Genomic DNA, 17,901 nt, shown 5'->3' with positions numbered 1-17,901 from the left:
CAATGCGTACTTTCCGAAACATACTTGCTTTAGCAATCACCCTGAGTCTGGGCGCCTGCGCCACGCAACAACCCACATCCACTCTCGCTGTGGGCGACCGGTTTTTCGCTGACCCTTCGGCTTCACAAGGAATAAGCACCGATTGGTGGACACGCTATGCCGATCCAGAACTCAACACACTCATTCAGAATGCGCTGACAAACAACCACGACATCAAACTGGCAGTTGCGCGTGTCATGGAAGCCCGGGCAGGTCTGGATGCGGCTTTTACCCGGCTGCTGCCGACGCTTTCAATCAATGGAGGTCAGTCCGAACAACGCACAACACTGCCGGATCCGTTCAAGCAACGTGGCTCACCCGACGTCAAGGCCACTCGTATTGGTGCCGAGCTCAGTTGGGAAGTCGATCTATTTGGTGCAACGCGGGCAAGCCAGCGCGCTTTTGAACAAAATGGATTGGCTGCGGAGTCGGCTGTGCATGGTGCCCGATTGCTGGTCAGCAGTGAAGTGGCCAAACAATGGTTTCTGCTCAAATCCGCCAAACAGCAAGTGGCTTTGCTTGCTTCAGCAATTGAAAGCCTGCAAAAGCAACGCGAATTGATCCAATTGCGCAGGGAAATGGGCTTGAGCAGCCAATTTGATCTGGACCGAGTGGACTCTGAATTGAATGCGCTGATTGGGCAACGTCCGGCGCTTGCGGCACTAGAGGCCTCATTGCAAGCCCGACTGGCTGTACTTTCTGGGCGTTCACCCCTTTCCGGAATGTCGAATACCCCAGCCATTCAAACGAACAACTGGCCAACCATCGCCGCGGTGCTGCCCGGTCAACCCATTGAACTGCTTGCACGAAGACCCGACCTCGTTGCGGCGGAACATCAACTGGCTGCAGAAGGCGAGCGACTGCTGGAAGTCAGGCGGAATTTTCTACCCAAGGTCTTCATCAACGTACTGGGTGGAACGCAAAATCTGTTGATTAATGGACTGACCCAGAACGGGATCGATTTTCGACAGTCGGCTGCAATCTTCAGCTTGCCCGTATTCAATGCCGGTCGACTCTCGGCGCTTGAGGATGCGCAATCTGCACGGCAGCAACAATTTTTGCTGCAGTACGAAAAGAGCGTTTTAACAGCCATGGAAGAGGTAGAAGTCAGCCTGGTACTGCATGCAGGTCAACGAGATACCCTGCAATCGCGCACCCGGGCGCTTGCTGCAAGTGCCTCCAGTCTGGGGCATGGCCAGACCTTGCGACAGCATGGTCAGATCGATCAGATTCAACTTGAAATGCTGACTCGCGCTCACCTGCAGGCTCAGCAACAACACCTGAATGCTCAACTGGACACTGTCCTTGCTGATATTCAACTGCACAAGGCGCTGGGTGGCGGCTGGCAAGCGCAAGCCGACTCAAGACCGCTTTCCTCCCTGATCACCGCAATCGGAGAAACAACCAAGTGAACACACACAAAACAACGGTTGCATTGCTGGCCTCGATGCTCGCCCTGGCCCTTGCTGGCTGTGGAAAACCCCCTGTAGAGGTATCCGCTACGGCCACGCCGGTATTGGTAATGACCGTCAGCGGCGCAAGCGACAACAAGGGGCCCGAGCGACGTTTGCCCGGCTTTGTCACTTCCCGGTACCAGGCAGACATGGGCTTTCAGGTTCCTGGTCGCGTTGGCGATCGCCTCGTTGAGGTGGGTACACGTGTCAAAAAGGGTCAAGCGCTGTTGCGCTTGCAATCCACCGATTACGTGCAGGGACTGTCAGCGGCAGAGGACCAGTTACAGGCGGCGCGTGTTGATGCACTCCAGAGTGCCACTGATGCGAATCGCTTCGCGAGTCTCGTTAAATCCGGCGCTGTCAGCGAAGCCGACCAACAAGGTCAACAAGCACGTGCGGATGCTGCACAGGCCAGGCTGAATCTGGCAGAACGTCAAGCCACTGTCGCGCGCAACCGCTTGGCATACACCACACTCAACGCGCCTTTTGACGGGGTGGTTACGGGCTTGCGTGCGGAGGTTGGTCAGGTTGTTGGGGAAGGCATGCCAGTTGTGATGATTGCCCGCGAGGACACACCCGAGGTGATGGTGGATATTCCGGAAGACCTGGCTGCGAACTTGCCATCAAGCAACATCAGTGCACGCCTGACTGGCTCACAGAGTGTACCGTTGACGGTAAAACTGAGGGAAATAGAACCATCGGCCAGCATGCCCCTGCGCAGCTACCGGGCTCGGTTTGCAATCGTCGATCCTGACAAGTCCACCCTTAAGCTTGTCCGTTTGGGCATGAGCGCTGAAGTCACAATTCCAACAGGAGACACTCAATCCCAAGCGAATTCATTCACCTTGCCCGCCGCGTCCATTATCAGCCAAGGCGATACTGCGTTTGTGTGGGTGATTTCAAACGAAAAATCCATTCTTCTTAAAAAGCCGGTGACCCTGACAAAAATGGTCAACCAAGGCGTTGTGGTCAGTGGTCTTCAGCAAGGCGAAAAGGTTGTTGTTGCAGGAACAGAGAAGCTCAATGAAGGACAACTTGTCCGTGCGATTGAGCGATCAGGTACTGCCTTTGAGCCTGACGCGCAGCAAGGAGCCGTGCGATGACTGAATTCAATCTGTCAGCCTGGGCACTGCGCAACAGGCCATTGATGATTTTCCTGATCATCATCTCGCTTGTGGCCGGTATCTTGTCCTTTCAAAAACTGGGGCGTTCGGAAGATCCGGAATTCAACATACCCGTGATGACGGCAGTGGTTGCATGGCCTGGGGCAACACCGGACGAGATTCAGAATCAAATTATCAACCGCATGGAACAGGCGGTCCAGGAGCTGCCAAACCTGCGTTATGTGACAAGCTTTGCCCGTCAAGGCTATGGTGGCATTACGGTGGCGATCGGCGGTCGGAATTCCGGTGAAGAATTGAATGAGCTGTGGTACCAAGCACGCAAGAAGATCGGTGATGTTCGCCCGCTCATGCCCGCCGGGATATTGGGGCCATTTTTCAATGACGAATACACGGATGTCTACACGGCGCTGTATGCCTTGTCCGCACCCGATATTACTCCTGCTGAAAGACAGGAATTTGCGGAAGACATCAAGCGCAAGTTACAAACAGTACCCGCGGTCAACAAGGTCAATATTCTTGGAAAACAGCCCGAACGTTTGTATGTCGAGGTTTCATCCAAAAAACTGGCAGCCTTGGGGCTTTCGCCCCAAATACTCATTCAGAGTATCGCGCAGCAAAGTCCCGTGCGCCCGGCAGGTCAAATGGAAACACGTGAAGACCGTGTTTTTATCCGGATGGATGGTCAATTGGACTCCAAGGAATCACTGGAGTCACTTTCAATCACAGTGGGCGATCGGCTTTTACGACTTGGTGATGTGGCCAGTGTTCACCACGGCGTTGAAGATCCACCCTCAAGCACGATCAGGCGCAATGGAGAGGACGTTCTCGCTATCGGCGTGACCGCTGAGCCCGGTAGCAACATCATTGATTTGGGTAGGAGTCTTAAAGAAACAGTGCAAGCAATCCAGAAGGATTTGCCTGCAGGGCTTACGCTGACCCAGTACGCGGATCAACCCACCATCGCCGAGGAATCGGTTTGGGAGTTCGAGAAAGCGTTCCTGGAGGCGCTGATCATTGTATTGGCCGTGACCTTTGCATTTCTGGGCTGGCGTACCGGTATTGTGGTGGCCGCTTCCGTACCCCTGGTGCTCGGGATTGTTGCTGTCATCATGCTGATCTTTGGATGGAATCTGGATCGCATTACTCTCGGTGCGCTCATCATTGCGCTTGGTCTGCTTGTTGATGACGCCATCATTGCGGTGGAAATGATGGTCGTCAAACTGGAAGAGGGTTGGGACAAAGTTCGTGCTGCAACTTTTGCGTACACCTCTACCGCATTTCCGATGTTGACCGGAACTTTGGTCACTGTCGCCGGATTCATGCCGGTGGGTTTTGCCGAATCAACATCGGGCGAGTATGCCGGCGGTATTTTCTGGATTGTAGGTATAGCGTTGCTGGTGTCCTGGCTGGTCGCCGTGTTGTTCACGCCTTATCTTGGCGTGCTGATGCTGCCTGACAAACTGGCAGGGCACGCCCATGATCCGTATGATCGCCCGCTTTATAAGCGACTCAGGCAACTGGTCGACAAAGCGCTGGTGTATCGCAAATCCATGCTGGCAGGCACTGCAGCGCTGTTTGTAATCGCCATACTGGGTATGACCTTGGTGCAGCAGCAGTTTTTCCCCACAGCCTCAAGGCCCGAGTTGCTGGTTGAACTGCGTTTGAAAGCCGGGTCTTCCATGACCGCCACGCAGGATGCCGTTCGCCGACTGGAAAGCATTCTGGCGCAGGACAAAGAGGTGGTGGACTACGTGGCCTATACGGGTCAGGGTTCACCTCGCTTTTATCTGTCTCTACAGCCAGAGCTGCCCAATGCCAGCTATGCGCAGTTTGTTTTGCGTACGCCGGATCTTGAGGCCAGGGAAGCGGTGCGTGATCGACTGATGACGATCTTCAAAAGCAATGAGCTATTTCCTGATCTGCGGGGAAGGGTCACACGTCTTGAATTTGGCCCTCCCGTGGGCTTTCCGGTTCAGTTCCGGGTTTCAGGTCCCGAGCTTGACAAGGTTCGCTCTATTGCTGATCAGGTCAAGTCCATTGTGGAAAGCAGCCCGCTGGTGCGCGACACACAGTTTGACTGGAATGAGCAGGTTCGCACTGCCAAGCTGGTGATCAACCATGAAAAAGCCAGGCGCATGGGAATCAACAACACCATGATTGCTGATCAATTGCAGCTCAGCCTTCAAGGTGTCCCCGTGGCACAGATTCGTCGGGGCGAGGAACTGGTAGACATTGTTGTACGAGGTACGCCTGAAGAAAGACTGTCGCTGGATAACCTTCCGGACATTCAACTGGTTGGATTGAATGGCCAGTCCATACCTTTGTCCGCGATTGCGAGCATCGTTCCAACGTACGAAGATCCAGTCATCTGGCGCCGTGACCGCAATGTGGTCATGACGGTTCGCAGTGACCTTTCAGACGGTGTGCAAGGGCCTTACGCCACGCAACAACTTTTGCCCATGCTCAAGCCAGTGATTGACTCATTGCCACCCGGCTACGAAATCAAGGCAGGCGGCGCAATTGAAGAAAGCGAGCTGGCCAATATCGCAATTGCTGCGGTATTTCCAACGATGATTCTGGTCACCCTCACTTTGCTCATGCTTCAACTTAAAAGCTTTAGTCGCATGTTCATGGTGTTCATGACTTTCCCTCTAGGGATCATCGGTGTTGTACCTTCGTTGATGATTTTTCAGGCTCCGTTTGGTTTTGTCGCGCTGCTCGGTGTGATCGCACTGGGTGGGATGATCATGCGCAACTCCGTGATTCTGGTTGACCAGATTGATCAGGACATTGCTGCTGGAGCCGCTGCGTGGGATGCCATTGTGGAAGCGACAGTTCGACGCTCACGGCCAGTAGTATTGACCGCTGCTGCGGCCATTCTCGCCATGATTCCATTGTCGCGCAGTGTGTTCTGGGGGCCCATGGCGCTCTCCATCATGGGAGGCCTGATCGCCGCCACAACGCTGACTCTGTTCTTTCTTCCTGCCTTGTATGCCACCTGGTTTAAAGTGAAAAAAGCTGCAACCGCAGAAATGGGAACAGCATGAAGTAAAAAATCAACGATCAGCTGAGAGGTAAGCTGGATGTGCTTACCTCTCCCTCAATCTCACTTCTTGATTTCGAGCAGTTCAACCTTGAACTTCAAAACCGAATTCGGTGGGATTGTTCCGGGCACACCGCGTGCACCGTAGGCAGTATCAGCCGGGCAGGTCAGCACAGCTTTGTCGCCCACCGACATGGTGGCCACGCCTTGGGTCCAGCAGGGAATCACGCCGCTGAGTGGAAATGTGGCTGATGCACCGCGCTTGTAGGAACTGTCGAACACCGTGCCGTTGGTCAGTGAACCTTCATAGTGAACGGTTACAACCGAATTGCTCTTGGGCTTCTGGGCACCTGTGGATTTGCCTTCAATGGCCACGACCACACCGGATGGAAGTTTGATTTCTTCCGCAGCAGCGCCGATTGGGGCCAGGGATGTGAGTGTCAAAACCGAAACGGCAGCGCCAAACAGGAATTTTTTCATAGTGGAAACATCACCTTTGTTGTGTGTGAAATCTGAAAGCCGTTGAAAGCTTGGTAAAGCATTTATAACAAAAAAATCAGGTGCTTTTCAGCGAATACAAATTGCCTGCAGCAATCTGTTTTTAAGCGCATACTGATTTGATGGCAATTACCCACGCAAGTCCCGGACAGATCATTGACATTTCGCCACTCGGTGAGCAGCTCGCAGAGTCGAAAACAGTCGCCTTGTTCAAATCCAATGACATCGAAGTCATACGTCTGGTTCTCCTGGCCGGAAAATCATTTCCTCCCCACACGGTATCTGGCGAAGTCACGATTCAGTGCATCGAAGGCGTGATGTCGGTTTCTGCCAGTGGAATCGACAGCATTCTTCGTATTGGTCAACTGATTTACCTGCAAGGTGATGTGCTTCACAGCATCAACGCGCTTGAGAATGCGTCGGCCTTGGTCACTATCGCGCTCGTCAAATAGCACGCTTATGTGCGCTAGCGCACAGTCCGTGTTTCTCCGCTTGTTCATCATGCTGGATTAATTTCACGACAAGCCGAGAAATCGATGCGCAAAATCGTAAATGTGTTGGCTCCCAATTCGGGCTCTATTGCTTCCCCAATTCCCGCACATCTCGGGCTGGTAGCAGCATGAAGCACTTTTACCCGTGTTTGCTCACCGGTTTGCTGACGACAAGCATTGCCGCCTGCGGAACCGGTGAACAAGTGCCAGAGGGTGAAAGCTTCGGCGCCAACCCAACCCTTCCTGCACCGGATACCAGCCTGATACCCACAATACGCATTGCCCCGGCCAAAGGCTGGTCGGATGGTGAAGCCCCCAAAGCCGCTGAAGGTTTTGCGGTGAAGGCGTTTGCCACTGACCTTGATCATCCGCGTTGGTTGTATGCATTGCCCAATGGCGATGTGCTGGTTGCGGAATCCAATGCGCCACCCAAACCGGACGGCGAAAAAGGGTTCAAGGCTTGGGTAATGAAGCTTGTGATGAAACGGGCGGGTGCAGGCGTTCCCAGTGCGAATCGCATCAGCTTGTTGCGCGACGCCGATGGTGATGGCGTTGCCGAAACGCGAACGATTTTTTTGCAGAATTTGAATTCACCATTTGGCATGGCACTGATTGACAACGATTTTTATGTGGCTGACACCGAAAAAATTTTACGCTTTACGTACCGCGATGGAGATACGCAAATCAACACTGCCGGTGTCAAAGTTGTTGACCTGCCTGCTGGGACAATCAATCACCACTGGACCAAAAACATCATCGCCAGTCGCGATGGTTCACTGTTGTATGCAACGGTTGGATCCAACAGCAACGTGGGTGAAAACGGTATGGAAAACGAAACTAACCGCGCAGCAATTCTGGAAGTTAACCCGGCTACTGGCCAATCGCGTGTGTTTGCTTCAGGTCTGCGCAACCCCAATGGTTTGGCCTGGCAACCGCAAAGCGGTGCGCTGTGGACTGTGGTCAATGAGCGCGATGAACTGGGCAATGACCTGGTTCCTGATTACATGACCTCTGTTCAGGATGGTTCTTTTTATGGTTGGCCCTACAGTTATTATGGCCAGCATGTGGACACCCGTGTAGAACCGCCGCGCCCCGACCTGGTGGCAAAGGCCATTTCACCCGACTACGCGCTGGGTGCACACACCGCGCCGCTTGGTCTGGTTTTCTACAGTGGTAAATTGTTTTCGGAACGATACCAAGGCGGTGCATTCATCGGCCAACACGGTTCATGGAACAGAAATCCACCCAGTGGCTACAAGGTAGTTTTCGTGCCGTTTACCAATGGCACGCCTGCCGGAAAACCGGAGGATATTCTAAGTGGTTTTGTCAATTCAGACGGGGATGCGCAAGGGCGCCCGGTGGGGGTGGTTGTTGACAGCAAGGGTGCGCTGCTTGTTGCTGACGATGTTGGCAATTCGATTTGGCGCGTTACTCCCCAATAAACACTTACGCCACCATAAAAAAAGCCAGGTACTTTTCAGCACCTGGCTTTTTCATTTCTTCAGCAAAACCAGCTTACGCTGCTTTCACTTTCAAGCGCCATGCGTGCAGCAATGGCTCGGTGTAACCGGCTGGCTGTTCCATGCCTTTGAACACCAAATCACAGGCTGCCTTGAAGGCGGCTGATGTTTCAAAGTTGCCGGCCATTGGCTTGTACACGGGGTCGCCAGCGTTTTGCTGGTCAACCACTGCGGCCATGCGCTTCATGGTTTCCATCACTTGGGCTTCAGACACGATGCCGTGGTGCAACCAGTTGGCAATGTGCTGGCTGGAAATGCGCAGCGTGGCGCGGTCTTCCATCAGGCCAACGTTGTTGATGTCAGGCACCTTGGAGCAACCCACACCCTGGTCAACCCAGCGAACCACGTAGCCCAGAATACCTTGGGCGTTGTTGTCCAGTTCCTGCTGCTTTTCAGCATCAGACCAGTTGGTGTTGGTGGCAACCGGCACTTGCAGCAGGTTGGCCAGAATGCCTGGGCGCTCAGCTTCGGCATCGATTTTTTCCAGCTCGGCTTGAACAGCGGCCACGCTCACCTGGTGGTAGTGCATGGCGTGCAGGGTTGCAGCAGTTGGGCTGGGTACCCAAGCGGTGTTGGCACCGGCTTTGGGGTGACCAATTTTCTGTTCCAGCATGGCCTTCATCAGGTCAGGCATGGCCCACATGCCCTTGCCGATTTGTGCGCGGCCTTTCAGGCCACAGCTCAAGCCGACCAGCACGTTGTTGCGCTCGTAGGATGTAATCCATGCGCTGCTCTTCATGTCGGCTTTGCGAATCATGGCGCCAGCGTGCATGGCAGTGTGCATTTCGTCGCCAGTACGGTCCAGGAAACCGGTGTTGATGAATGCAACACGGCTTGCAGCCGCAGCGATACAGGCTTTCAGGTTGACGGAGGTACGACGCTCTTCGTCCATGATGCCCAGCTTCACGGTGCTGTCGGGCAGGCCCAGCAGCTTTTCTACATGGGTGAACAATTCTGCAGCAAAGCCCACTTCAACAGGACCGTGCATCTTGGGTTTCACGATGTACACAGAACCCTTGCGGCTGTTGCGAATGCCGTTCACGCCATTGCCTTTCAGGTCGTGCAGGGCGATGGTGGTGGTGATCACGGCGTCCATGATGCCTTCGGGGATTTCCTTGTTGTCCGTGCCCCACAGAATGGCGGGGTTGGTCATCAAGTGGCCCACGTTGCGCAGGAACAGCATTGAGCGGCCATGCATGGTCACTGTTTCACCGTTTGCGCCGGTGTACACGCGGTCTGCGTTCAAGCCACGTGTGAATGTTTTGCCACCCTTGGTCACTTCTTCTTTCAGGGTGCCTTTCAAAATGCCGAGCCAGTTTTTGTAGGCCACGATTTTGTCTTCGGCGTCCACTGCGGCGACAGAGTCTTCCAGGTCCAGAATGGTGGACAAGGCGGATTCCAGTACCACGTCGGCCACACCGGCTGCGTCGCTTGAACCAATTGCAGTTGCGCGGTTGATGATGATGTCGGCGTGAACACCGTTGTTCACCAGCAATACGCTGCTGGGTGCTGCTGCGTCACCTTGGAAACCAACCAGTTGAGCAGCGTTTTTCAAACCAGCTGTGCTGCCGTTTTTCTGGGCCACATGCAGTTTGCCGCCAGCAACGGAGTAGCCAGCTGCGTCTTTGTGTGACGCGCCTTCCAGCGGGAAGGATTGGTCCAGGAAGTTGCGTGCGAATTCGATGACTTTTGCGCCGCGCACTGGGTTGTAGCCACCAGCGCGGTCTGCACCACCTTCTTCAGAAATGACATCGGTGCCGTACAGGGCGTCGTACAGTGAGCCCCAACGTGCATTGGCAGCGTTCAATGCGTAACGTGCGTTCAAAATGGGCACAACCAATTGTGGGCCAGCCTGTGTGGCCAGTTCGCTGTCCACGTTGGCGGTTGTGGCTTGTACCTTGGCGGGTTGCTCAACCAGGTAACCGATTTTTTTCAGGAATTCCTGATAGGCGGCCATGTCGGCGATGGGGCCGGGGTTGGCTTTGTGCCAGGCGTCCATTTCCAGCTGAATGCGGTCGCGTTCGGCCAGCAGGGCGGCGTTCTTGGGGGCCAGTTCGTTGACGATGGCGTCGAAGCCTTTCCAGAAGCCAGCCTGATCAATGCCAGTGCCGGGCAACACGTCGTTGTTGATGAAGTTGTACAAAGGTGTGGCTACTTTCAAGCCATGCACGGTGGTGCGTTCTGTCATTTTGAACCTCAAGCTGTTGTGATTTTGGTTTTGCGCGGCTGTGTCGTGCGAACGGCAGGCTGCCTTTGCGCAGCGCAATAACCTTTAATTGTAATGGAATTGGCGGGCGTTCTGAGGCATTGTATTCGTCACAAGCTCAAGCCGTTAGTCATTTCATCTTTGACTTTTTTGCAAAACTCTGGAAAACCCCAATTCAATTGCTGCAGCAGGTGCACCCACGCAATTTGATGCCTAGGTACTATCTATTCATCAGATTGGGGAGAGCATGCAAACTTTTGATTTCATCGTGGTGGGGGCAGGCACAGCCGGGGCCCTGCTGGCCAACCGTTTAAGTGCCAACCCCAAAAATACGGTGCTGTTGCTGGAGGCGGGCGGGAAAGACAACTACCACTGGATCCACATTCCCGTGGGTTACCTGTATTGCATTGACAACCCACGCACCGATTGGCGTTTTCGCACTGAAGCGGACGCGGGCCTGAATGGCCGTTCGCTGATTTACCCCCGTGGCAAAACACTGGGTGGGTGTTCCAGCATCAACGGGATGATCTACATGCGTGGGCAAGCCCGTGACTATCAAAGCTGGGCTGAACAAACAGGTGACGATTCCTGGAATTGGAACAACTGCCTGAAAAGTTTTCTGGCCCATGAAAGCAATTGGCGATACGACCAGGGGGATGCCGATGGGCAGGTGTCTCAACTGGCCCGTTACCACAGCGGCCATGGCGAATGGCGCGTGGAAAAGCAGCGCCTGCGCTGGGAAGTGCTGGAAGCGTTTTCTCAAGCGGCCCAACAGGCAGGTATTCCCGCCACGGACGATTTCAACACCGGCAGCAATTTCGGCGTGGGGTATTTCGAAGTGAACCAGCGCAGCGGCTGGCGGTGGAACACGTCCAAGGCTTTTCTCAAGCCCATTTTGAGGCGACCCAACCTGACGGTGTGGACCCATGCACAGGTCAGGAAATTGGACATTGAACGAACGGCCAACGGCGAATTGCGCTGCACCGGTGCGGTGGTGGTGCGGGCTGGCAAGGAAATCAGCGTGAAGGCTGCGCGGGAAACCGTGCTGTGCGCCGGTGCCATTGGCACACCGCAAATTCTGGAATTGAGTGGCATCGGGCAGGGTGCCTTGCTGCAACAGCATGGCATCGAGGTGAAGCTGGACAAACCCGGTGTGGGCGCCAACCTGCAAGACCATCTGCAAATTCGCGCCGTGTTCAAGGTGGACGGGGTTAAAACCCTGAACACCCTGGCCAGTAACTGGTGGGGCAAAGCCCAGATTGGCATGGAATACCTGTTCAAGCGCAGCGGGCCGATGAGCATGGCCCCGTCCCAGTTGGGTGCATTCACCAGGAGCAGCCCCGACCGCCCGTACCCCAATATTCAATACCACGTGCAACCCTTGAGCCTGCCTGCATTTGGCCAGCCGCTGCACAGCTTCAATGCGTTCACCGCCAGCGTGTGCAACCTGAACCCGGCCAGCCGTGGCACGGTGCACATCAAGAGCAGCAATTATGAGCAGGCCCCGGCCATTTCACCGAACTACCTGAGCACCGATGAAGACCGGAAAGTGGCGGCCGATTCCCTGCGGGTAACACGCAACATTGCCAGCCAGCCTGCGCTTGCGAAATACCAGCCACAGGAATTCAAGCCCGGGGTGGAATTTCAGACTGATGACGAACTGGTGCGCTTGGCCGGCGACATTGCCACCACGATTTTTCACCCGGTGGGCACTGCCAAAATGGGCAAGGCCAGCGACCCCATGGCGGTGGTGGATTCACGCCTGCGGGTGTTGGGTGTGAAGGGTTTGAGAATTGCCGACGCCAGCGTGATGCCGACCATCACCAGTGGCAACACCAACAGCCCCACCTTGATGATTGCCGAGAAAGCGGCGGGGTGGATGCTGAACGGGTGATACACTTTCGCGTGTCAACAGGAAACGAATCAACATGAACGAAGTCATCATCAACAAAGAGCCCGTGGAGCTGTACAAAATCCTGAAATTTCAGGGTTGGTTGTCCAGCGGCGGCGAAGCGAAAAACGTGATTGCCGATGGCCATGTGCGTGTCAACGGTGTAGTGGAAACCCAGAAGCGCAAGAAAATTGTGTGTGGGGATGTGATCGAGTTCAATGGTGTGAAGTACACGGTTAAACTGGGTTAAATGCGGGAGAAAGCGTTCACGCTACCCGGTTTTTCGTCCAAAGCAGTTTCAAACAAGGCAGTACGGTCATGGCAGTAGAAGACCAACAATCCCAATGTGTTCAGGTGTATTTCGACGGCTCATGCCCCATGTGCCGCCGCGAAATTGCGGTGTACCAGAACATCAAACCTGATCAGCCCATAGCCTGGGTTGACGTGTCAGATCCGCTGACGCCCTTGCCCGCGGGCCAAACCAAAGACCAATTGATGGCGCGTTTTCACACGCGCACAGCCGCTGGCGAATTGCTCAGCGGTGCAGAGGCCTTTGTGCATGTGTGGTCGCAATTGCCGGGCTGGCGGGTGCTCGCCACCCTGGCCAAGGTGCCGGGCATACTGTGGTGCATGGAAAGGGCATACCGCGGTTTTTTGCCAGTTCGCCCGGTGTTGCAGCGTTTCATCCTGAAGTTTGATACCAGCCACCTGCCTGCCACGCTGGTGGCTGACATTCGCACAGACCACGCTGGTGAAACCGGGGCGGTGTGGATTTACAAGGGCATTTTGGCGGTGTCGCGCGATGCTGAAATTCGTGCTTTTGCCACGGAACACTTGCAGACCGAGCAACGCCATTTGCAGGCCATGAACCAGTTGTTGCCCCTGTTTCGCCGCAGTTGGCTGCTGGTGCCCTGGCGCATTGCCGGTTTCATGACCGGGGCATTGCCTGCGCTGTTTAGCAAACAGGCGGTGTACCGCACCATTGCTGCGGTTGAAACCTTCGTGAACCTGCATTACCAGGAACAGATTGAAAAGCTGAATGTCCTGGGCACACACCCAGAACTGAGGGCGCAGTTGATTGAGTACCAGCTGGATGAATGCGCGCACCGCGATGAAGCGGCCTCAAAAACAACAAAGCCCGGCGGTTTGATCGCCAGGCTTTGGGTGGGTGCTGTTTCAAGCGGGTCTGCAGTCGCAGTGACGCTCGCCCGGTGGGTTTAAGCAACTAAGCTCAAGCAGCTAAGTTTATGCAACTCAGTTTAAGCGAATGAAGGCTTTTGCACCTGGCTGACCAGTGCCTGCAGGCGCTTGCGCTGCAGGCGCATTTCAACTTCCATCGCTTTGAATTTCAACTTGTACGCCGCCAGTGTTTCGCCGTTTTTCAGGGCGTTCTTGGTGTCGTTGTACCAGGCTTCTTTCAGCTTGGCCCAGTCTTGCAAGGCCTTGCTGTAGTGCTCATATTCCTGCGCCAGGCGGGCTTTCACGGCGTCCATCTGCGCTTGCATGGCAGTGGGGTGGCCCAGCAGCTTTTGTTCCGCGCGCTTGAATTGCATGGCAATGCGAGCTTTTTCAATGGCGAAAGCGTCGCAGCGTTTCAGATTCTTGGTCAGGCCTACAAAGGACAAACCTGCGATCAGCCACTTGGTGGGGTCAATGTGAAACCACTTGATGCCGTTGCGGTAGTCGTACTGAAACAGGTGGTGGTAGTTGTGATAACCCTCACCATAAGTGAACACGGCCAGAATGTCATTGTCGCGTGCGGTGTTTTCATCGGTGTAAGGGCGGCGGCCCCAGATGTGCGCCAGCGAATTGATGAAAAACGTAGTTTGGTGCGACCACACCAGGCGCAGCAGGCCGCCCAGCAGCACAACACCCCACACGTCACCCACCATGAAACCAATAATGACGGGCAGAATGAAGTTGGTGCCCAGCGCCAATGCTGTGTAGTGCTTGTGCTGGAACATAACCATGGGGTCTTTCAGCAAGTCGGGTGAGTTGCTGAAGTCTTCCTTGCCGGATTCATATTTACGCAGCATCCAGCCCATGTGTGAAAACCAGAATCCGCGCTTGGCTGAATAGGGGTCGTTCTCGGTGTCGTCCACGTGGCGGTGGTGGGTACGGTGGCCGGAAGCCCAAACCAATACGCTGTTTTGAACCGCCATGGTGCCAAAAAACATCAGTACAAAGCGCACAGTCCAGTGGGCTTCGTAGGTGCGGTGGGCCCACAGGCGGTGGTAGCCCGCGGTGATGGCCATGCCGTTGGCAATCGCCAATACTACAAAGGACACCCAAGCTGCAGTGCTGAAGTCGTTAAACCAGGCATACAGGGGAATGGCGACCAGGGCTGCGATCGAGGTTCCGAAGAGGGTAATTACGCCGGGCCAGTTGTAGGGGCTATTGGGGTCAACACGAGTGGTCATTGAAGATTGGTTTTAACCAGTGGTTCAAAGGATGCATGAATCATACTGATACTTTCCCCGAGACAGAACCCCAATTTAAATATTTAATAATTGTTGTTGGGATGTTGAGGCGGTGCCGCAACGGAAATGAGCTTTCCGTTGTGACACAAATTGACAATTTACTGCGCGGATGTAGTCAGTTCGCCACCCAGAATGTCGATCAGTGCGGGCAGCAGCTTGCGCAACTCGCCACTCATCAGGGCGAAGTCGGTGTCGAATGCGTCGTCGTCGGCGCTGGTAGCGGCCTGTTCCTTGATCACGTCCAGTGGAGTCACGCGTTTCACCTGCAGGTTTTCATGCAACACAAAGGAAACCTTGTCAGCCCAGGTCATGGCCAGCTTGGTGACGTCTTTGCCGCCCTTGATGTGGCGCGCAATTTCATCCGATTCCAGCGTGTGCTTGACATAACGCACGGTGGCGGCCTGTTCGCCGCGGCTTTTCAGTTCGCAGTCCTGGTCCACGGTAAAGGGGGGCGGGTTGTCGTTTTCTGAAAGCCAGGCTGTCATGGCCACAACCGGCGACACTTTGGTTTTAACAAGAGTCATGCTGATGCCGTCGACCGATTTCAGCAACATGCCCACCAGTTCATCGGCCTTGGCCGGGCTGGCGGCGTCCACCACCAACCAGTTGCCTTCGGTGTCGATCCAGGCATTGATGCGACTGCGAATGGCAAAGGCGCGTGGTAGCAGTTCGTCTGTCACGCCTTCCTTGATTTCCTTCATCTGCTTGCGGCCGGGTTTGTAACCTTCGCGTTCCTCGATTTCCGCAGCACGCGCCTTGGTGAACTGGTTGATGACGGTGGCGGGCAGCAGTTTTTTCTCGAGGCCCAGTGAAATCAGCAGTTGCTTGCCTGTTTTGTGGACAAACGGTTCACCTTCAGCTTTGGGTGAAATCCAGCCGCGGGTTTGCATGTCCATGCCACCGCAGGCCTGCAGGGCTTGCTTGGCCAGTTTGTCTTCCAGCGACTCGGGGGTTTCTTCCCATTTGGTGAGGCGAAAGATGAACAGGTTTTTAAACCACATGGCAGGGTTCCGGTCGAGTTGGGAAGGGCTGGCAGTGTAACGCAAAAATCTGGAGGGGGTATCTGGAATGAACTTCTCGTCCTGTTGAAATCACCTGCACCGGTGCATGTACACTAGGCAAATAAATCAATAAAAAAACAAATCGGAGACAGTTTATGAGTGCGCAAACACCCGCCACATCAGGTTTTGTCAGGGGTTTTCACAATTTCGGCAAAGGCTTGATCGACTTCCGCTTCAACCAATACCTGTCGATGCAGTTGCTGCCGGTGTTTTATGCGCTGCTGCTCCTGGGCATTCTCGGGTTTTTCGTGGCCTTGAATGCAGTGGCATTCTGGTTCTCCAGCCTGGTTGGCCTGGCTACCCTGGCTATCACGCCTTTCGGGCTGTTGATTGCCTTCGCTGTAACCCGGGCCGCACTGGAATTCCTGGTGATGGCGTACCGCATCATGGAAACTGTGCAACGCATGGACCGCATTCCACAGCAGGTGGACAACCTGAATTCCAAGGTGGATGGCATCAGCGAGCATGTGCACTCATTCGAAATCCAGATTGGACAGATTCAGCGACAGGTCGATGATGTGACCCATTCCATCGCATTTCTGAAACCCATTTCCGTTATCGGCGGCTTGCCAGGCAAGTTGTTCCGCGGCAGAAAATGATTCGCACAGTAATATGCCATTGACACTGTTTCGGAAATTTTTGTTGCTTGTGCTACTTCCTTTGGCCGGCAGTTGCAGCACGCCGTTGCCAACCCAGCGCGACTTTTCTGAAACTCTGAACATGTTTGAAGAATTGCGGGTGCAATACCAGGTGCCTTATTCCCGCATGGGCTTTCAAAGCAGCCCCTTGTTTGCATTTGCCAAGGGCAAAAGCCAGATCATCATTGACGAGGCTTTTTCGGAAGGTTTGAGCGAGCCGGCCTTGCGCTATGTGTTTGTGCATGAACTGGTGCACTTGAAATACGACGACCCGCGCCGGGGCTATAACCTGTTGAAGCAGATCCATCAGGCCAATGCACGGGACACGGAGTTGATGAACAACGCCTTCATGACCCTGCTCGGTGCGTATGGCGAGGACCCTGAATTCAAGACTTTTTTAAATGAAGTTGAAAGCCGTGCGAATGATTACGCCGCGGAGCACTTGATGGCTCGGGGGGAAAATCCTTGTGTGGCCATCGCTGAGATTGAACAATACACCGGGGCGCGTTTCCGGTTTGGAATGGAGCATTTGTGCAATTAAGATCGATTGATTTGTTTAAGGCTGTATTGCCTGGCGTGCTGCCATTTTTTTTCCTCGAGGCATTTGCTGCCCCACCCACATGCATCAAGCTGCCCGTGGAGCCTACGCTTGAATATCGAACTGAAGGTTTTTTGTTGCAATATGACCTGACAGGAGCAAATGCGCTTGATAATCAAAGTGACGCCAACAACAACCAGATCCCCGACCTGGTGGAAGACGTGGCCATCCAGTTGACCACAGCCCGTGCACTTTTCACCTCGTTTCAGTTTGTTGATCCGCTCAAGCAGCCCCGCTATAAAGGCCAAAACGCGGAGTTGGTGCAGGTGCGCTTCCTGAAAATGGAGGGTAACGGTTTGGCATTTGATGAGGTACGACGAAACCGCCACGGAGAATGTGCTTTGTTGATTAACTTGTCGAACAAGCTGGGTGCACGCAACTTGTCGCCTGCCCATGAGTGGTTTCACTTGGTGCAGTATGGCTACACGCCGTTCAAGCGCGCTTGGTTTCTGGAAGGCATGGCCCGTTGGTCTGAAAGCGGATTGAGAAAAGACACGAGTAAAACCAGTTTTGGCTCGCCTGTTCAGGACAGCGCCTTGTTTTCACAAAGCTATGAGGCACAGGCTTATTGGGCCAATTTTGCTGCGGCAGACAAAAAGGATACGAAACAAAAATTTCCTGCTTCAGTAACCCGGGCCCGGTATGTAAATGGCGACGCTGTATTGCAAGACAATGTGTTTGTGGGGCCTTCGCGCATTCGCGCTGCACTGGAAGCCTTGGGGCGTTTGGGTGAGCAGGAAAGCACCCGCCGCAAGCTGGATCCGTATGCCTGGCCCGAGACCACCCAGCGCTTGACTGAACATGACGAACCCATGAAGCAGGCCGTGGAAAACATCAGCAAAAAATAAAAAAGTACAA

General features: G+C 54.4%; 15 protein-coding genes. 11 read left to right on the top strand and 4 right to left on the bottom strand.

Annotation, left to right across the window (positions count from 1 at the left end; all coding sequences use genetic code 11):
• Window positions 1–2 precede the first annotated feature (2 nt).
• The 3 genes from RGQ30_RS10865 to RGQ30_RS10855 are packed head-to-tail and all read left to right on the top strand — an operon-like array spanning window position 3 to window position 5,664.
• The gene (locus RGQ30_RS10865) at window positions 3–1,451 is read left to right on the top strand and encodes an efflux transporter outer membrane subunit (RefSeq protein ID WP_130555897.1); all 1,449 of its coding nucleotides are present in this window, start codon (window positions 3–5) and stop codon (window positions 1,449–1,451) included.
• On the top strand, window positions 1,448–2,596 hold the full coding sequence (locus RGQ30_RS10860; protein ID WP_130555898.1) for an efflux RND transporter periplasmic adaptor subunit: 1,149 nt from the start codon (window positions 1,448–1,450) through the stop codon (window positions 2,594–2,596). The genes RGQ30_RS10865 and RGQ30_RS10860 overlap by 4 nt, the downstream gene beginning before the upstream one ends.
• Window positions 2,593–5,664 carry an efflux RND transporter permease subunit gene (locus RGQ30_RS10855; RefSeq protein ID WP_130555899.1) on the top strand — a complete coding sequence of 1,024 codons (3,072 nt, stop codon included), beginning with the start codon at window positions 2,593–2,595 and terminating at the stop codon, window positions 5,662–5,664. The genes RGQ30_RS10860 and RGQ30_RS10855 overlap by 4 nt, the downstream gene beginning before the upstream one ends.
• A gap of 59 nt (window positions 5,665–5,723) precedes the next feature.
• Here RGQ30_RS10855 and RGQ30_RS10850 read toward each other — a convergent pair whose 3' ends face one another.
• Entirely contained in the window at window positions 5,724–6,140 is a 417-nt protein-coding gene (locus tag RGQ30_RS10850) for an FKBP-type peptidyl-prolyl cis-trans isomerase (protein ID WP_130555900.1), read from the bottom strand.
• Between the two features lie 140 nt (window positions 6,141–6,280).
• Here RGQ30_RS10850 and RGQ30_RS10845 point away from each other — a divergent pair, with 140 nt between their 5' ends.
• Window positions 6,281–6,610 carry a cupin domain-containing protein gene (locus tag RGQ30_RS10845; protein ID WP_130555901.1) on the top strand — a complete coding sequence of 110 codons (330 nt, stop codon included), beginning with the start codon at window positions 6,281–6,283 and terminating at the stop codon, window positions 6,608–6,610.
• Between the two features lie 167 nt (window positions 6,611–6,777).
• Window positions 6,778–8,091, top strand: a complete 1,314-nt coding sequence (locus RGQ30_RS10840; RefSeq protein WP_130555902.1) for a PQQ-dependent sugar dehydrogenase — start codon at window positions 6,778–6,780, stop codon at window positions 8,089–8,091.
• Between the two features lie 73 nt (window positions 8,092–8,164).
• Here the strand turns inward: RGQ30_RS10840 and RGQ30_RS10835 are convergent, their stop codons facing one another.
• Window positions 8,165–10,357: a malate synthase G gene (locus RGQ30_RS10835; RefSeq protein ID WP_130555903.1), complete on the bottom strand. Its 2,193-nt coding sequence runs from the start codon at window positions 10,355–10,357 to the stop codon at window positions 8,165–8,167.
• A gap of 265 nt (window positions 10,358–10,622) precedes the next feature.
• On the opposite strand from RGQ30_RS10835, the gene RGQ30_RS10830 reads away from it, so the two are divergent.
• From RGQ30_RS10830 to RGQ30_RS10820, 3 genes are all read left to right on the top strand, one after another.
• A complete protein-coding gene (locus RGQ30_RS10830) occupies window positions 10,623–12,269 on the top strand; it encodes a GMC family oxidoreductase (protein WP_130555904.1) in 1,647 nt (548 codons plus the stop codon).
• A gap of 34 nt (window positions 12,270–12,303) precedes the next feature.
• Window positions 12,304–12,516, top strand: coding sequence for an RNA-binding S4 domain-containing protein (locus tag RGQ30_RS10825; RefSeq protein WP_130555905.1), 213 nt, complete (start codon window positions 12,304–12,306; stop codon window positions 12,514–12,516).
• 68 nt (window positions 12,517–12,584) lie between these two features.
• Window positions 12,585–13,487 (top strand): demethoxyubiquinone hydroxylase family protein, encoded by a 903-nt coding sequence (locus RGQ30_RS10820; protein WP_338284398.1) that lies wholly within the window; start codon window positions 12,585–12,587, stop codon window positions 13,485–13,487.
• Between the two features lie 38 nt (window positions 13,488–13,525).
• Here the strand turns inward: RGQ30_RS10820 and RGQ30_RS10815 are convergent, their stop codons facing one another.
• Window positions 13,526–14,686, bottom strand: coding sequence for an acyl-CoA desaturase (locus tag RGQ30_RS10815; RefSeq protein ID WP_130555906.1), 1,161 nt, complete (start codon window positions 14,684–14,686; stop codon window positions 13,526–13,528).
• Window positions 14,687–14,844: 158 nt separating this feature from the next.
• Window positions 14,845–15,747, bottom strand: a complete 903-nt coding sequence (locus RGQ30_RS10810) for a recombination-associated protein RdgC (RefSeq protein WP_130555907.1) — start codon at window positions 15,745–15,747, stop codon at window positions 14,845–14,847.
• A 155-nt stretch (window positions 15,748–15,902) separates the two neighbouring features.
• Here RGQ30_RS10810 and RGQ30_RS10805 point away from each other — a divergent pair, with 155 nt between their 5' ends.
• Genes RGQ30_RS10805 through RGQ30_RS10795 form a run of 3 tightly spaced genes read left to right on the top strand, consistent with a single transcriptional unit; the run spans window position 15,903 to window position 17,891 of the window.
• A complete protein-coding gene (locus RGQ30_RS10805) occupies window positions 15,903–16,406 on the top strand; it encodes a DUF4282 domain-containing protein (protein WP_130555908.1) in 504 nt (167 codons plus the stop codon).
• A 49-nt stretch (window positions 16,407–16,455) separates the two neighbouring features.
• Window positions 16,456–16,986 (top strand): M48 family metalloprotease, encoded by a 531-nt coding sequence (locus RGQ30_RS10800; protein ID WP_130555909.1) that lies wholly within the window; start codon window positions 16,456–16,458, stop codon window positions 16,984–16,986.
• On the top strand, window positions 16,977–17,891 hold the full coding sequence (locus RGQ30_RS10795) for a hypothetical protein (RefSeq protein ID WP_130555910.1): 915 nt from the start codon (window positions 16,977–16,979) through the stop codon (window positions 17,889–17,891). Before RGQ30_RS10800 ends, RGQ30_RS10795 begins: the two co-directional genes overlap by 10 nt.
• The last annotated feature ends 10 nt before the right edge of the window (window positions 17,892–17,901 follow it).

This window comes from Limnobacter thiooxidans, assembly GCF_036323495.1.
GTDB lineage: Bacteria > Pseudomonadota > Gammaproteobacteria > Burkholderiales > Burkholderiaceae_B > Limnobacter > Limnobacter thiooxidans.
The sequence above is the reverse complement of the archived record's forward strand: the minus strand, read 5'-3'. Positions and strand labels throughout refer to the sequence as shown.

Bases quoted from the DNA above. Each gene is read 5' to 3' on its own strand.
- RGQ30_RS10865 (WP_130555897.1), top strand. From the start codon at position 3: ATGCGTACTTTCCGAAACATACTTGCTTTAGCAATCACCCTGAGTCTG.
- RGQ30_RS10855 (WP_130555899.1), top strand. From the start codon at position 2,593: ATGACTGAATTCAATCTGTCAGCCTGGGCACTGCGCAACAGGCCATTG.
- RGQ30_RS10850 (WP_130555900.1), bottom strand. From the start codon at position 6,140: ATGAAAAAATTCCTGTTTGGCGCTGCCGTTTCGGTTTTGACACTCACA.
- RGQ30_RS10845 (WP_130555901.1), top strand. From the start codon at position 6,281: ATGGCAATTACCCACGCAAGTCCCGGACAGATCATTGACATTTCGCCA.
- RGQ30_RS10840 (WP_130555902.1), top strand. From the start codon at position 6,778: ATGAAGCACTTTTACCCGTGTTTGCTCACCGGTTTGCTGACGACAAGC.
- RGQ30_RS10835 (WP_130555903.1), bottom strand. From the start codon at position 10,357: ATGACAGAACGCACCACCGTGCATGGCTTGAAAGTAGCCACACCTTTG.
- RGQ30_RS10830 (WP_130555904.1), top strand. From the start codon at position 10,623: ATGCAAACTTTTGATTTCATCGTGGTGGGGGCAGGCACAGCCGGGGCC.
- RGQ30_RS10825 (WP_130555905.1), top strand. From the start codon at position 12,304: ATGAACGAAGTCATCATCAACAAAGAGCCCGTGGAGCTGTACAAAATC.
- RGQ30_RS10820 (WP_338284398.1), top strand. From the start codon at position 12,585: ATGGCAGTAGAAGACCAACAATCCCAATGTGTTCAGGTGTATTTCGAC.
- RGQ30_RS10815 (WP_130555906.1), bottom strand. From the start codon at position 14,686: ATGACCACTCGTGTTGACCCCAATAGCCCCTACAACTGGCCCGGCGTA.
- RGQ30_RS10810 (WP_130555907.1), bottom strand. From the start codon at position 15,747: ATGTGGTTTAAAAACCTGTTCATCTTTCGCCTCACCAAATGGGAAGAA.
- RGQ30_RS10805 (WP_130555908.1), top strand. From the start codon at position 15,903: ATGAGTGCGCAAACACCCGCCACATCAGGTTTTGTCAGGGGTTTTCAC.